Source organism: Roseococcus pinisoli, assembly GCF_018413645.1.
GTDB classification, from domain to species: Bacteria; Pseudomonadota; Alphaproteobacteria; order Acetobacterales; family Acetobacteraceae; genus Roseococcus; species Roseococcus pinisoli.
On sequence record NZ_JAHCDA010000004.1, the window covers coordinates 152,793 to 166,707 of the forward strand.

The following is a 13,915-nucleotide window of genomic DNA, read 5'->3' on the forward strand; positions in this document are numbered from 1 at the left end:
GCATTTCTGCGCATACTTTCCGGCGGCGGCCGTGCCATGTTTTTCCGCCATGACGCTGCTCGCCGCCCATGCCGCGGTCCGCTTCGGTCTCGGCGCGCGCCCCGACATGCCGGCGCCCGCCGATCCCGCAGCCTGGCTCACCGCCCAGATCGCCACCCTGCCGGAGCTGCCGGGGCCGGGGCTCGGCGAGATCCAGGCCGCGCTCCGCGCCCAGCGGCGCGACATCCGGCACCCCGGCGTGGGCGACATCCTGCGTACCGAATCCACGGCCTGGGCGACGCGCATGATCACCGCGCGCCGGCCCTTCGCCGAGCGCTGGGCGAATTTCTGGACCAACCACCTGACCGTGAGCCGCCGTGCCTTCCAGACCGCGGCCTGGCTCGGCCACTATCAGCGCACCGCCATCCGCCCCCATGCCTTCGGCCGCTTCGAGGAGCTGCTCCTCGCCGCCTACCGGCATCCGGCGATGCTGAGCTACCTCGACCAGACCAATTCCACCGGCCCCCGCAGCGTCATGGGCCGGCGCGGCCGCGGGCTGAACGAGAACCTCGCACGCGAATGCCTGGAGCTGCACACCGTCACGCCGGCCGGGCGCTACGCCCAGCGGGACGTGACCGCCCTCGCCCGCCTGCTCACGGGCTGGTCCGCCGGCCGGGGCGAGCAGTTCCGCGAGGAGGACGGCTTTCTCTTCCGTGCGGAGGCGCATGAGCCCGGGCCGAAGCAGCTCCTGGGCCGCGACTTCCCCGAGGGCGAGGAGGGCGGCGCCGAGGCGCTGCGCTTCCTCGCGAACCATCCGGCCACCTATCGCGCGCTGGCGGCCAAGCTGGCGCGGCACTTCGTGGCCGACGCCCCGCCGCGCGCTTCCGTGACCTGGATCGAGGACGCACTGCGCAACAGCCGGGGCGACCTCTCCGTCGTCGCGCGCGCTCTCCTCGCCGAGCCGGAGGCGCAGCGGCCGCTGCGCAAGGTCCGCAGCGCGCAGGACTTCGCCATCGCGGTGCTGCGGGCCCTGGGCTTCGGCGCCGAAGCCGCGCCGGTGCTCCTGGCCACGCTCACGCGGCTGAATCAGTCCCTCTGGAACGCGCCCGCACCCGATGGCTGGTCCGACGAGGCGGCCGAATGGGCGGCGCCGGAACAGCTCATGCGCCGGCTCGACTGGGCGGACGAGCTGGCGGGCCGCACGACGGCGGGCGGCGGGGCCGATCCCGGCGCCTTGGCCGATACCTTCCTCGGTGCCCTCGCGCGCGGCGATACCCTGGCCGTGATGCAGCGCGCCGGCTCGGCGCGGGACGCAATCGTGGTGCTGCTCGCCAGCCCGGAGGCGCAACGCCGATGAACACGCCCCGCCGTTCCCTCCTGCTCGGCCTCGGCGGCGCGATGGTGGCGGGCCGCTCGCGCCTGGCCCTCGCCCAGGGCCCGGCGGGCGACCGGCGCCTCGTCGTGGTGCTGCTGCGCGGCGCGCTCGACGGGCTGGCGGCCGTCGCGCCCTATGGCGATGCGGATTTTGCCGCCCTGCGTGGGCGCCATGCCCCGCCCGAACCCGGGCAGGAAGGCGGCACGCTCGACCTCGGCGGCTTCTTCGGCCTGCATCCCGCTTTGCCGAAGCTGCATGCGCTGTACCGCGCCGACCAGGCGATGGTGCTGCACGCCATCGCGGGTCCCTGGCGCAGCCGGAGCCATTTCGAGGCGCAGGACTTCCTGGAATGCGGCGCGACGCAGCGTCTCTCGGATGGCTGGCTGAACCGCGCCCTGGCGACCTTGCCGCCCGAGCCGCCCGGCGCCGCGCGGCGCGGCCTGGCCCTGGGCATCGACGTTCCGCTGCTGCTGCGGGGGCCGGCGCGCGTGGGCAGCTTCGCCTCGCGCAACCGCACGCGGCTGAACACGCCGCTTCTCGCCGCCCTCGCCCGGCTGCACCGCACCGACCCGCAGCTCGGCCCCGCCTTCGCCGAGGGGCTGCGCGCGCGCGGATTTTCCGCGGCCGTGCTCGCGGGCCAGGAGCCGCCACCGCCGGGCACCGGTAGCTTCGCCTCCCTGGCAGGATCGGCGGGGCGGCTTCTGGCCGATCCGCGCGGGCCGCGCGTCGCCGCGCTCGAGCTCGGCGGCTGGGACACGCACGCGACTCAGGCCCCCCGGCTGATCGGCGAGCTCCGCGCGCTGGACGAAGGACTCGACGCGCTGCGCCTCGGCCTCGGCGAGGCCTGGTCGCAGACGGCGGTGCTGGTGATGACCGAGTTCGGCCGCACCGCGCGCATCAACGGCACGCAGGGCACGGACCACGGCACGGCGGGCGTCGCCTTCCTGCTGGGCGGCGCGGTGCGCGGCGGCCGGGTGCTGGCCGACTGGCCGGGCGTCGCGCCCGGGCGGCTCTTCGAGAACCGGGACCTGGCGCCCACGCTGGACCTGCGGCGTGTGGTGAAGGGGCTGCTCGCCGAGCATCTCGGCCTGAACGCGGCGGCGCTGCTGCGCGCCTTCCCCAATAGCCGCGACGCCGATCCGCTGCCGGGCCTGCTCACCGAGCCGGCCTGACCTCCGCATAGGTCGTGTAGCCATGCGGCGTGACCAGCAGCGCCACATGGCAGGGCGCGGCGGCGCCGAGGCCGAAGCCCAGGGTCACGCGATCGAGGAATGGGGGTTCCGGCAGGTCGAAGCCCTCCGCCCGGAAGTAATCCGCCACCCGGAAGACGAGCTCGTAGCGGCCGGGGCGGAAGTCGGTCTCCGGCAGCAGGCCGGCCGGCGCATGGCCGTCGGACCGGGTGATTCCCTCCGCGAGAAGGACGCGCCCCTCCTCCCCCTCCTGCCGGAACAGGCGAAAGCCCATCCCGGCGGCCGGGCGGCCCTGGGCCATGTCCAGAACATGCGTGGAAAGCCGGTCCATCCTCGTCCCCGTCAAGGAAATGCAAGGCTGACGCGCGCTCGCCCTCGCTGGCAAGGCTATAGGAGTTGTTCTAATTCCCGCGCAGGAGGCCCGCATGCCCGATCCCGTTGCCCCGAACCTCGTCGCTGCCGTCAGCGAGGCGCGCCAATGGCAGCGCCTGATGGAGATGGGCGCGATCGGGGGCTTCTCCGACGCCGACGGCAATGAGGGCGTGAACCGCGCCTGCCTCACCGACCTCGACCGCCAGGCGCGACGCCTGCTGATCTCCTGGGCCGAGGCGATCGGCCTCACGGCCAGCACCGACATCCTCGGCAACCTCTTCCTGCGGCACGAGGGCACGGATCCGACGCTCCCGCCCGTCGTCACCGGCAGCCACATGGACAGCCAGCCGCAGGGCGGGCGCTTCGACGGCATCTGGGGCGTGATCGCCGCCTTCGAGGCGGTGCAGGCGCTGCGCGAGGCGGGCATCGCCACGCGCCGGCCCGTCGAGGTCGTGGCCTGGACCAACGAGGAGGGCGGCCGCTACGCACCGGGCTGCATGGGCAGCATGGCCTATGCCGGCTACGCCCCGCCGACCACCTGGGACGCCGTGACCGACAAGGACGGCATCCGCTTCGGCGACGCGCTGGCCGAGCACCTGGCGCTGGAAGCCGACATCGCGCGCCGCCCGCTCGGCACCGTCGAGGGCACGGCGCCCTTCGCCTATGTCGAGGCGCATATCGAGCAGGGCCCGCGCCTCGAGGCCGAGGGTTTCGACATCGGCGTCGTCACCGGCATCCAGGGCAGCCGCTGGTTCCTGGTCGAGATCAACGGCAAGTCCGACCATGCGGGCACCACGCCGCTCGGCCTCCGGCGCGACGCGGTGCAGGACATGCTGCGGGCGATCACCGCGCTGAACGCCCTGATGCACGACCCTTCCGACGTGCTGCGCTTCACCGTGGCCCATATCGAGGTCGAGCCGAACACGTCCAACAGCGTTGCCGCCGTCGCGCGCTTCACCATCGACTTCCGCCACCCGGACAATGCCGTGCTCCAGGCGCGCGGCAATGCCATCGAGGGCGTGATCCAGGCGGCGCTGAAGACCTGCACGGCCAAGGTGACCGAGCGCTTCCACGCCATCCCCACCGACTTCGCGCCGCTGGTGCCCGATGCGGTGGAGGGCGCCGCGCGCGCCCAGGGCCTGCGCGCCCTGCGGCTTCCCTCCGGCGCCTTCCACGACGCCCAGTTCATCCACCCGCTATGTCCGACCGGCATGATCTTCGTGCCGTGCCGCGCCGGTGTCTCGCACCATCCCGCCGAATATGCGGAGCCCGGGGCCCTCGCGGCCGGGGCAAGGGTGCTGGCGCAGGTGCTGGCCGATCTGGCGAACCGATAGGCAGGATCATGACCGACCAGTTCTCCCTCCCCAAGGACCGCATCCGCACGCTGCTGCTGGAGGGGATTTCCAGCACCGCCGTCGAGCTGCTGGGCCAGGACGGCTACAACAACATCGAGCGCGAGAAGAAGGCGCTCGAGGGCGCGGCGCTGAACGAGGCGATGCGCGGCATCCACATGCTGGGCATCCGCAGCCGCACCAACGTGACCGAGGAGGTGCTGAGCCACGCCGACCGGCTCATCGCCATCGGCTGCTTCTGCATCGGCACCAACCAGGTCGATCTCGACGCCGCCCGGCACCGCGGCATCCCGGTCTTCAACGCGCCCTTCAGCAACACGCGCTCCGTCGCCGAGCTCACGCTCGGCGAGATCGTCATGCTGCTGCGCGGCATCTTCCCGAAGTCCACCGCCGCCCATGCCGGGCAGTGGGACAAGTCGGCCGACGGCTTCCGCGAGGTGCGCGGCCGCACCCTGGGCATCGTCGGCTACGGCAATATCGGCAGCCAGCTCTCCGTGCTCGCCGAGGCCTTCGGCATGCGGGTGATCTACTTCGACACGGCGACCAAGCTGCCCCACGGCAATGCCAGCCGCTGCGGCTCGCTGGACGAGCTGCTGCACTGGTCGGACGTGGTGACCGTGCACCTGCCCGAGACGCCGGCGACCATGAACCTCATGGGCGCCGAGCAGATCGCCAAGATGAAGCCGGGCAGCTTCCTCATCAACAATGCCCGCGGGACCATCGTGGACGTGCCCGCGCTGGCCGCGGCCCTGCGCGCCGGTCACCTGGCGGGCGCGGCGCTGGACGTCTTCCCCGAGGAGCCCAAGCGCAACGGCGACCCCTTCATCTCCCCGCTGCAGGGCATCGACAACGTGATCCTGACGCCGCACATCGGCGGCAGCACCGAGGAGGCGCAGTCGCGCATCGGCGAGGAGGTCGCGCGCAAGCTCGTCGACTATTCCGACACCGGCAGCACCGAGGGCGCGGTGAACTTCCCGCAGGTCGCGCTCCCGGCGCGCCCGACGGGCACGCGCTTCATGCACGTGCACCGCAACGCGCCCGGCGTTCTCGGCAATGTGAACCAGGTCTTCGCCAAGCGCGGCGTCAACATCGCCGGCCAGTACCTGCAGACCGACGGCGAGATCGGCTACGTCGTGGTCGATGCCGGCGCGACGCGGGAGAGCGAGGCGATCCTCGCGGAGCTGCGGGCCCTGCCCCACACCATCCGGGCGCGGCTGCTCTACGAGCGGGACTGAGCGGCGCCGGTCCGGCGCGGGATCAGCGACGGAGGCGCCGGCGCCTCCGGAAGCGCCACCAGTCCTGCGCCGGCCCCAGCAGCAGCAGGGGCGAGGCCGCCAGCGTCAGCAGCGCGAAGACGGCCGACGCCTCCCGCGCACCGGAGGCGAAGGCCGCCACCGTCACGCCGGCAAGGCCGCCCACCACCAGCAAAGCCAGGGCGAAAAGTCCCAGAATCAACCGATGCCGCCCGGACAGCCATTCGGGCGGGGGCGGAAGCGTTTCTCGAGCCTCGCCGTCGCGCCCGACGTCGTAGGTCCTGCTGGGGTCTAGGCCGAAGGGCCTGTCGGAATCGGGCGGCACGGGGGCAGCTTCGTTTCACGGCCGAAGCGCTCGACCGCGAGGTTTCGCGAGGCGCCGGCCGGCGGTGATTCCGCGCGGCGGCGTCGGCCGGATCCTAGAGCATTTTCAAAGGGGGCGGAATCGCCCACGAAAGCCCGCTTAGCGTCGCACCACGACGAAAAGCGGCCCGGGCTCGATCCCCATGCGGCGCAGGCGCCGGCGGCGCCACCACATCGAGACGCTGGCCACCAGCGCCGCGCCGATCACCACCGGCAGCAGCAGGCCGATGAAGAAGATCGCCAGGGCCACCAGCAGCAGGCCGCCCGCGACGAGGGCGATGAGAAGCGCAATCCGGCTCGTCCCCGCCAGCACGGCGTTGAGGCCGCTGGGGCGCGGCGGATCGCGGAACTCGCCCTCTGGCGTCATGTCCAGGACCGGGGGGCGATGCATAGGGTCGCTCATGCTGGCGATGTTGCCCTTCCTGGCCGGCGCTTCAACCCCCGTTTGCCGATGTTCCGCCCGCGTCCTAAATCCGGAAGGTCATTGGAGGGAACATCATGCCGCTTCTCGGCTGCATCGCAGACGACTTCACCGGGGCCACCGACCTCGCCAGCACCCTCGTCCGGCAGGGGATGAGCGCCGTCCAGGTCATCGGCGTGCCGGAGGGACCGCTGCCGGAGGCGGATGCCGTCATTATAGCGCTGAAGTCGCGCACCATTCCGGTGGCCGAGGCCGTCGCGCAGTCGCTGGCCGCCTGCGAGGCGCTGCTGGCGGCCGGCGCGAAGCAGTTCCTCTTCAAGTACTGCTCCACCTTCGACAGCACGGATGAGGGCAATATCGGCCCCGTGGCGGAGGCGCTGCTGAAGCGGCTCGACGGCGGCTTCGCCATCGCCTGCCCTGCCTTCCCGACCAACGGCCGCACCATCTACCAGGGCCACCTCTTCGTCGGCGGCGCGCTGCTGAACGAGAGCGGGATGGAGAACCATCCGCTGACGCCCATGCGCGACGCCAACCTGGTGCGCGTCCTCGGCCGGCAGACGGAGGGCAGCGTGGGCCTGCTGCCCTTCGGCGTGGTGGAACGGGGCACGGGCGCGATCCGTGCCGAGGTGACCAGGCTGCGCGAGGGCGGGCGCCGCTTCGCGATCGCCGACGCCATCACCGACGCGCATCTCATGGCGCTCGGCGAGGCCTGCGCGAACCATGCGCTGATCACCGGCGGCTCGGGCATCGCCATGGGCCTGCCGGAGAATTTCCGCCGTTCCGGCCTGCTGCCGGCGCGCGGCGATGCGGGCGCGCTTCCCGAGGTGGGTGGTCTCGCCGCCGTCATCGCCGGCTCCTGCTCGCGCGCGACGCTCGGACAGATCGGCGTGGCGCGCGATCATGTGCCGACGCTGGAGCTCGACGCGCTGGCGACGCCGGACGCCGCCGCCCTCGCCCGCCAGGCGAAGGAATGGATGGCGGACAAGCTCTCGGCCGACCGCCCCGTCGTGATCGCCGCTTCCGCGCCGCCCGATCGCGTGGAGGCGCTGCAGAAGAAGCTGGGCCGCGACGCGGCGGGCGCCCTGGTGGAGGAAGCCATGGCGGAGATCGCCGACGCGCTGGTCGCCGCCGGCGTGCGGCGCCTCGTCGTCGCGGGCGGCGAGACCTCGGGCTCGGTGGTGCAGCGCCTCGGCGTGCGCAGCCTGCGCATCGGGGCCGAGATCGATCCAGGCGTGCCCTGGACGCATGCGACGCCGGACAGCGCGCCGGAGGGCATGCTGCTGGCGCTCAAGAGCGGCAATTTCGGCGCGCGCGACTTCTTCCTGAAGGCCTTCCAGTGACGGAAGAGGCGCAGCGCCGGCTGCTCGTCGAGCTCGGCGCCTCGCTCTTCCAGCGCGGCTACAGCGTCGGCAGCGCGGGCAATATCAGCATCCGGCTGGAGGACGGCTATCTGATGACGCCGACCAACTCCTCACTCGGGCGGCTGGAGGCGGCGCGCATCAGCAAGCTCGACCGCGACTGGAACCACGTGGACGGCGACAAGCCGACCAAGGAGGTCTTCCTCCACCGCGCCTTCCTCGATGCGCGGCCGGAGGCGGGTGCCGTCGTGCACCTGCACAGCACCTACGCCACCGCCATCTCCTGCTTCGAGGAGGCGGTGATCCCGCCGCTCACGCCCTATTTCGTGATGCGCGTCGGCCGCACGCTGCCGCTCATTCCCTACTACCGGCCGGGCAATCCGGAGATGGAGCCCGCTGTGCATGCGGCGGCGAAGGGCGCGAAGGCGGTGCTGCTGGCCAATCACGGCCCGGTGATATGCGGCGCCACGCTCATCGATGCCGTGAACGCGGCCGAGGAGCTGGAGGAAGCGGCCAAGCTCGCGCTGCTGCTGCGCGGGATGTCGCCGCGGCTGCTGACGCCGCCCCAGGTGGACGACCTGCTCACCACCTTCGGCTAACCGCATAAAAAAGGCGCCGCCCCGCGAGGGGCGACGCCGGTATCGCACAAGCCGAGTGCGTGATCAGTCCGCCTGGGTCTCCGACGCCTCAGGCACCGACGTCACGACCGGGGCGACGGCCGCAGCCTGCGCCAGCTCGGCCTTCTTCGCGGCGCGCGTGACGGCAGCCTTGCGGGCGGCTTCGGCGCGCTTCGGATCCTTCGCCTTCACTGCCTTCTCAGCCTTGACCGCCTTCGCGGGCTTGGCCGCCTTCACGGGCTTGGCCGCCTTGGCAGCGGGCTTCTTCGCAGCGACGGCCTTCTTCGGAGCAGCAGCCTTCTTCGCGGGAGCGGCCTTCTTCGGAGCAGCCTTCTTTGCGGCGACGGCCTTCTTCGGAGCGGCCTTCTTCGCGGCAACGGCCTTCTTCGGAGCAGCCTTCTTCGCGGCGACGGCCTTCTTCGGAGCGGCCTTCTTCGCGGCGACAGCCTTCTTCGGAGCAGCCTTCTTCGCGGCGACGGCCTTCTTCGGAGCAGCCTTCTTCGCGGCAACAGCCTTCTTCGGAGCGGCAGCCTTGCGGGCCGGAGCCGCCTTCTTCACCGCTGCGGCCTTGCGGGCCGGAGCAGCCTTCTTCGCCGTGGCGGCCTTGCGCGCCGGGGCGGCCTTCTTCGCAGGCGCAGCCTTCTTGGCGGCGGCGGCCTTCTTAGGCGCAGCCTTCTTCGCGGGAACAGCCTTCTTCGCGGCGGGCTTCTTCGCCGCGGCGACACGACCACGCGCGGTCGCGGGCTTCTTCGCGGTGCGGCGCGCGCCGGCGGCCACAGCCATGGCTTGAGCGCGCGGCTTGGCGTCAGTGGTGTCGATGGTATCGGTCATTCTTGTTCTCCTATGCGCCGTGGCGCTCCAGACCTGGATGATGGCTCGCCGCGGCGCCTTGCCGCGGCGGAATGCAGAGACAATTCACTCGGCAGGCGACGTGCCCCGCGGGAGAAGGATCGGCGCGCCATCTGCGCTTCCACCGGCATCAGGCGACGGCCCATGCCTCTCTTCCGCAGCGGCCGGAAAGTGAACCTCCTGACAACGGAACTGCGCAGACCCGATCCTGGATCATCCTTACCTGCTCGACGCGCGCCCTGCCCCACGATCCGATCCTGATGATCGCCATTCTCGCGGTGCTCGCGCCGGCGCTCTCATGCAAGCGAATCGCTCGTCAATGCGTGCGTTTGCAACGCTATCGGAATGCGCGAGTTGCGTGTCAAACACATTCTGCGTTTGCGCTTGGTTTTTCGCGCACGACGCCGCAGCGATGCAGCACGCGATCCCACGAAAAAGGCCGCCCGATTGCTCGGGCGGCCTTCGTCTTTCCGCGTCGGAAGCACGTTCGTCGACTTCCCGCAGACCGCGCGAAAGCGGCCGGCGGCAAGGGTTTCCTAGCGCGCGCTCATCGGCGGCACCGGCCGCTGCTCGAGACCGGTGTAGACCGACAGCGGGCGGATGAGCCGGTTGTCCGCCAGCTGCTCGAACACATGCGCCGACCAGCCGGTGATGCGGCTGCACACGAAGATCGGCGTGAAGAGCGGGATGTCGAAGCCCATCAGGTAGTAGGCAGGGCCCGCCGGGAAATCGAGGTTCGGGTGGATGCGCTTCTCGTCGAGCATCACCTTCGCGAGCACGGCGGAGGTGTTCATCCACCGCTTGTCGCCCACGACCTCCGCCATGATCTCGGCGTATTTCTTCATCGTCGGCACGCGGCTGTCGCCCGACTTGTAGACGCGGTGGCCGAAGCCCATCACCAGCGCCTTGTGGTCGAAGCGGCTGCGCAGCCAGGCCTCCGCCTCCTCCGGCGAGGGGATCTCCTTCAGCATGTGCATCACCGCCTCGTTGGCGCCGCCATGCAGCGGGCCCTTCAGCGCCGCGATGCCGGCCGTGATCGCGCCATGGATGTCCGCCATGGTCGAGCTGACGGTGCGGGCAGTGAAGGTCGAGGCGTTGAAGGTGTGCTCGGCGTAGAGGATCATCGAGACGTCGAAGGCCCGGACGACCTCCTTCGCCGGCACCTTGTCGAAGACGACCTTGAAGAAGTTCTCGCAGTAGGAGAGCGACGGATCGGGCGCCACCGGCTCGAGACCCTTGGAGAGGCGGAAGGCTGCGGCGACGGCCTGCGGGGCCTTGGCGAAGATGCGCATGGCCTTGCGGCGCTGCGCGGCATCGCTGATGTCGGCCCATTCCGGGTCCTCCATCCCCATGAAGCTCACCGCGGTGCGGATCGCGTCCATCGGATGGGCGGTCTTCGGGAATTCGCGGATGACCTTCAGCAGCGCCGGGCTCAGCGCACGGTTGGCCTTCTCCTCGTCCTGGAAGGCCTTGAGCTGGGCGGCATTCGGCAGCTCGCCGTTCCAGAGCAGGTAGGCCACCTCGTCGAAGCTCGCCTGCTCGCAGAGGTCCTGCACGGCATAGCCGCGATAGGTGAGGCTGTTGGTCTCCGGCATCACCTTGGAGATGCTGGACTCGTCGGCATAGACGCCGACGAGGCCCTTGCGGATTTCGGGGGCGGTTTCGCTCATCGACTGCTTCCTCTCGTCCTGTTTGTTCGTGGATCCGGGCTCGGATGGCCGCGCCCGGATCGTCCGGCTCAGAAGATGCCGGGCTTGCTTTCGAGGAGCGTGCCCTTCGGCAGCGCAACATTGAGCGCGCCGAGCTCGCCCGCCTTCAGGCTCGTCAGGTTCTCGGCCGCGTCAATGAAGCGGTTCGCCTCGCGGGCGGTGATGATCCCGTCCGTCAGGGTGCGGAACTTGTTGATGTAGTCGGCCCGCACGAAGGGGCTCGCGCCGCGCGGATGGGCATTGGCGACGCCGAGCTCGTCCACCAGCTTCGTGCCGTCCTTGAACAGGATCTCGACGCGGCCGCCGAAGGCCAGCGTCTCGGGATCGCGCGAGTGGTAGCGCTCCGTCCACTCCGGCGCCTCGGTCGTCTCGATCTTGTGCCAGAGGCGGACCGTGTCGGCGCGGCCGGCGCGCTTGGGCGCGTAGCTATCGACATGGTGCCAGCGGCCGTCCTGCAGGGCGACGGCGAAGATGTACATGATCGAGTGGTCGAGGGTCTCGCGGCTCGCCTTCGGGTCCATCTTCTGCGGGTCGGCCGCGCCGGTGCCGATCACGTAGTGCGTGTGATGGCTGGTGTGGATGATGATCTTCTCGATCGCGTCGAAGTCCTTGATCTGCTCGCGCATGCGGAAGGCGAGGTCGATCAGGGCCTGGCTCTGGTACTCGGCCGAGTGCTCCTTGGTGTAGCTGTCCAGGATGGCGCGCTTCGGCTCGCCGGCGCCGGGCAGCGGCACCTCGTAGTAGGTCGGGTCGTAGACCGTCTTGCGGCCCTTGCTGTCGGCCTGCGTGCGGCCGGAGAGCACCCAGGCGATCACGCTGTCCTCACCCTCGTAGATCGGGCTCGGCGCGCCCTCGCCGCGCATGCAGCGGTCCACCGCCTCGATGGCGAGCTTGCCGGCATGGGCGGGCGCATAGGCCTTCCAGGAGCTGATCTCGCCCTTGCGCGACTGGCGGAAGGTGATGGAGGTGTGCAGCGCCTGCTGGATGGCCTGGAAGACGACCTCCTGCTTCAGGCCCAGCAGCGTGCCGATGCCGGCCGCCTGGGCCGGGCAGAGATGCGCGATATGGTCCACGCGGTGCTCGTGCAGGCAGATGGCGCGCACCAGGTCGATATGGATCTCGTAGCCGGTCGCGAGGCCGCGCAGCAGGTCACGGCCCGAGCGCTCCATGGTCTGCGCCACCGCCAGGATCGGCGGGATGTTGTCGCCGGGGTGCGAGTAGTCGGCGGCGAGGAAGGTGTCGTGCATGTCGAGCTCGCGCACCGCGGTGCCGTTCGCCCAGGCGGCCCATTCCGGGCTCACCGTCGTGCCGGCGGGCATGCCGAAGACGGTCGCGCCGCCCTTCTTCGCATGGCCGAGCGCCATGCCGCGCGCCGAGACGACCGGGCGGCGGTTGATCGCCGCGATGGCGACCGAGGCGTTGTCGATGATCCGGTTGATGATCATCTCCGACACGTCCTTCTGGACGGCGGTCTTGTCGGTCGCGACGCCCGCGATCTTCCAGGCGAGCTGGTCCTCGCGCTTCAGCAGCGCCTTGGAGGGGTGAACTTTGACGGCGTGCTTCTGCATTCGCGCTTTCCTCATTTCCTCATGCCGGCTTGGCGGCCCATCCGCGCGCGCCTAGCCTGATTCCTAAGCCTTGACGGGGCGCCATCCTAGGCGCCCCGCGATGCAGCGCAACATGGGTGAAGGATTTCCGAGGATGGCATTCGATCTGGTGGTACGGGGCGATCTGGTGCTGGCGGACCGTGTTCTGGAAAGCGGCTGGATCGGCGTCTCGGACGGCGTCATCTCCGCGATCGGCCAGGGCGCGCCTCCGGCCGCAACCGAGGTGGCGGACCACCGCGGCAAGCTGATCTTCCCGGGTCTGGTCGACGGCCATATGCACACGAGCAGCGCACTGGGCTGGCCCGGCATCGAGGGCGCCTCCAGGACGGCGGCGGCCGGCGGCGTCACCACCTGCGTGGACATGCCCTACGACATTCCCCGGCCGGTGACCGACACCCGGATCCTCGCCGAGAAGATCGCGGTGGTGAACGCCTCCAGCCATGTGGACATGGCGCTCTACGGCACCATCCGGAAGGATGGCGGCGTGGAGGAGATCGCGGGCCTCGTGGCGGCCGGCGTCTGCTCCTTCAAGCTCTCCACCTACGAATACGACGCGGTGCGCTTCCCGCGCATCGACCACACGACCATGGAGGCCGCCTTCCGCGAGATCGCGAAGACCGGGCTGATGGTCGGCATCCACAACGAGGACCAGGAGATCGTGGAGGGCGCGATCGCCGCCGCCCGGGCAACCGGCCGGACCGATCCCATCATGCATGCCCGCACCCGCCCGCCGCTCTGCGAGACCATGGCGGACCTCGCCATCTTCGAGATGGCGCTGGAGACCGGCGCGCATGTCCACATCGCGCACTCGTCCCTGGCGCGCGGCTTCGACCTGGCGGAGATGTTCCGCAAGCAGGGTGCCAAGACCTCCGGCGAGGCCTGCATCCAATACCTCTGCATGACGGAGGACGACCTCGTCCGGCTCCAGGGGTTCGGCAAGTGCAACCCTCCCTTCCGCACGGCCGACGAGGTGGAGCGGATGTGGCAGAGCGTGGCGGAGGGCAAGGTCGCCTATGTCTCGACCGACCACGCGCCCTGGCCCCGCCCGAAGAAGGAATACAACGGCGACATCTTCGCCTGCGGCGCCGGCCTCACCGGGCTGCAGAGCTTCGCGCCCCTGATGCTGACCCTGCTGGAGCAGCGCGGCCTGCCCGTGACGCTGCTGGCCTCGCTCTGCGCCGAGCGCCCGGCGAAGTTCCACGGCCTCTTCCCCAAGAAGGGCGCGATCCGTCCCGGCTGCGATGCCGACCTGCTGGTGATGGAGCGCGGCGAGTTCCGCTTCGACGCCGACCAGATCCAGGACCGGGAGGAGAATCGCTGGTCGCCCTATGACGGCATGGCGATGAAGGGCCGCGTGGCCGCGACCTATCTGCGCGGCGGCTGCATCTGGAACGGCAAGGAAGTCTTGGCCAAGCCGGGCGCCGGCCGCTTCGTGCCGCGGCAGCACAAGGAAACCTTCCTGGGCTGAGG

The 13,915-nt window shown here is 70.6% G+C and carries 13 protein-coding genes; 7 read left to right on the top strand and 6 right to left on the bottom strand.

What is annotated here, in order from left to right:
* Positions 1 to 49: 49 nt before the first annotated feature.
* Entirely contained in the window at positions 50 to 1,336 is a 1,287-nt protein-coding gene (locus tag KHU32_RS18935; RefSeq protein ID WP_213671732.1) for a DUF1800 domain-containing protein, read from the top strand.
* On the top strand, positions 1,333 to 2,526 hold the full coding sequence (locus KHU32_RS18940) for a DUF1501 domain-containing protein (RefSeq protein WP_213671733.1): 1,194 nt from the start codon (positions 1,333 to 1,335) through the stop codon (positions 2,524 to 2,526). Before KHU32_RS18935 ends, KHU32_RS18940 begins: the two co-directional genes overlap by 4 nt.
* Here the strand turns inward: KHU32_RS18940 and KHU32_RS18945 are convergent.
* Entirely contained in the window at positions 2,510 to 2,875 is a 366-nt protein-coding gene (locus KHU32_RS18945) for a hydroxyisourate hydrolase (RefSeq protein WP_213671734.1), read from the bottom strand. The two genes, KHU32_RS18940 and KHU32_RS18945, sit on opposite strands and share 17 nt — an antisense overlap.
* A 94-nt stretch (positions 2,876 to 2,969) precedes the next feature.
* Here KHU32_RS18945 and KHU32_RS18950 point away from each other — a divergent pair, with 94 nt between their 5' ends.
* Both KHU32_RS18950 and serA read left to right on the top strand, forming a co-directional pair.
* Positions 2,970 to 4,250 carry a M20 family metallo-hydrolase gene (locus tag KHU32_RS18950; RefSeq protein ID WP_213671735.1) on the top strand — a complete coding sequence of 427 codons (1,281 nt, stop codon included), beginning with the start codon at positions 2,970 to 2,972 and terminating at the stop codon, positions 4,248 to 4,250.
* 8 nt (positions 4,251 to 4,258) lie between these two features.
* Positions 4,259 to 5,503: a phosphoglycerate dehydrogenase gene (gene serA, locus KHU32_RS18955; RefSeq protein WP_213671736.1), complete on the top strand. Its 1,245-nt coding sequence runs from the start codon at positions 4,259 to 4,261 to the stop codon at positions 5,501 to 5,503.
* Positions 5,504 to 5,525: 22 nt separating this feature from the next.
* On the opposite strand, the gene KHU32_RS18960 is transcribed toward serA, so the two are convergent.
* Together KHU32_RS18960 and KHU32_RS18965 are read right to left on the bottom strand one after the other, a co-directional pair.
* Positions 5,526 to 5,723: a hypothetical protein gene (locus tag KHU32_RS18960; RefSeq protein WP_213671737.1), complete on the bottom strand. Its 198-nt coding sequence runs from the start codon at positions 5,721 to 5,723 to the stop codon at positions 5,526 to 5,528.
* Positions 5,724 to 5,984: 261 nt separating this feature from the next.
* Positions 5,985 to 6,275, bottom strand: coding sequence for a hypothetical protein (locus KHU32_RS18965; protein WP_249681399.1), 291 nt, complete (start codon positions 6,273 to 6,275; stop codon positions 5,985 to 5,987).
* A 107-nt stretch (positions 6,276 to 6,382) separates the two neighbouring features.
* Between KHU32_RS18965 and otnK the strand changes: the two genes are divergently transcribed.
* Together otnK and otnC are read left to right on the top strand one after the other, a co-directional pair.
* Positions 6,383 to 7,645 carry a 3-oxo-tetronate kinase gene (otnK, locus tag KHU32_RS18970; protein ID WP_213671739.1) on the top strand — a complete coding sequence of 421 codons (1,263 nt, stop codon included), beginning with the start codon at positions 6,383 to 6,385 and terminating at the stop codon, positions 7,643 to 7,645.
* Positions 7,642 to 8,262, top strand: a complete 621-nt coding sequence (gene otnC, locus KHU32_RS18975; protein ID WP_213671740.1) for a 3-oxo-tetronate 4-phosphate decarboxylase — start codon at positions 7,642 to 7,644, stop codon at positions 8,260 to 8,262. The genes otnK and otnC overlap by 4 nt, the downstream gene beginning before the upstream one ends.
* Positions 8,263 to 8,325: 63 nt before the next feature.
* On the opposite strand, the gene KHU32_RS18980 is transcribed toward otnC, so the two are convergent.
* The 3 genes from KHU32_RS18980 to KHU32_RS18990 all read right to left on the bottom strand — a co-directional run bounded on the left by KHU32_RS18980 (position 8,326) and on the right by KHU32_RS18990 (position 12,406).
* Positions 8,326 to 9,111, bottom strand: a complete 786-nt coding sequence (locus KHU32_RS18980; protein WP_213671741.1) for a hypothetical protein — start codon at positions 9,109 to 9,111, stop codon at positions 8,326 to 8,328.
* Positions 9,112 to 9,665: 554 nt separating this feature from the next.
* Positions 9,666 to 10,799: a bifunctional 2-methylcitrate synthase/citrate synthase gene (locus KHU32_RS18985; RefSeq protein ID WP_213671742.1), complete on the bottom strand. Its 1,134-nt coding sequence runs from the start codon at positions 10,797 to 10,799 to the stop codon at positions 9,666 to 9,668.
* A 68-nt stretch (positions 10,800 to 10,867) separates the two neighbouring features.
* Positions 10,868 to 12,406 carry an MmgE/PrpD family protein gene (locus KHU32_RS18990; protein WP_213671743.1) on the bottom strand — a complete coding sequence of 513 codons (1,539 nt, stop codon included), beginning with the start codon at positions 12,404 to 12,406 and terminating at the stop codon, positions 10,868 to 10,870.
* A 133-nt stretch (positions 12,407 to 12,539) separates the two neighbouring features.
* Between KHU32_RS18990 and KHU32_RS18995 the strand changes: the two genes are divergently transcribed.
* Positions 12,540 to 13,913, top strand: a complete 1,374-nt coding sequence (locus KHU32_RS18995; protein WP_213671744.1) for a dihydroorotase — start codon at positions 12,540 to 12,542, stop codon at positions 13,911 to 13,913.
* The last annotated feature ends 2 nt before the right edge of the window (positions 13,914 to 13,915 follow it).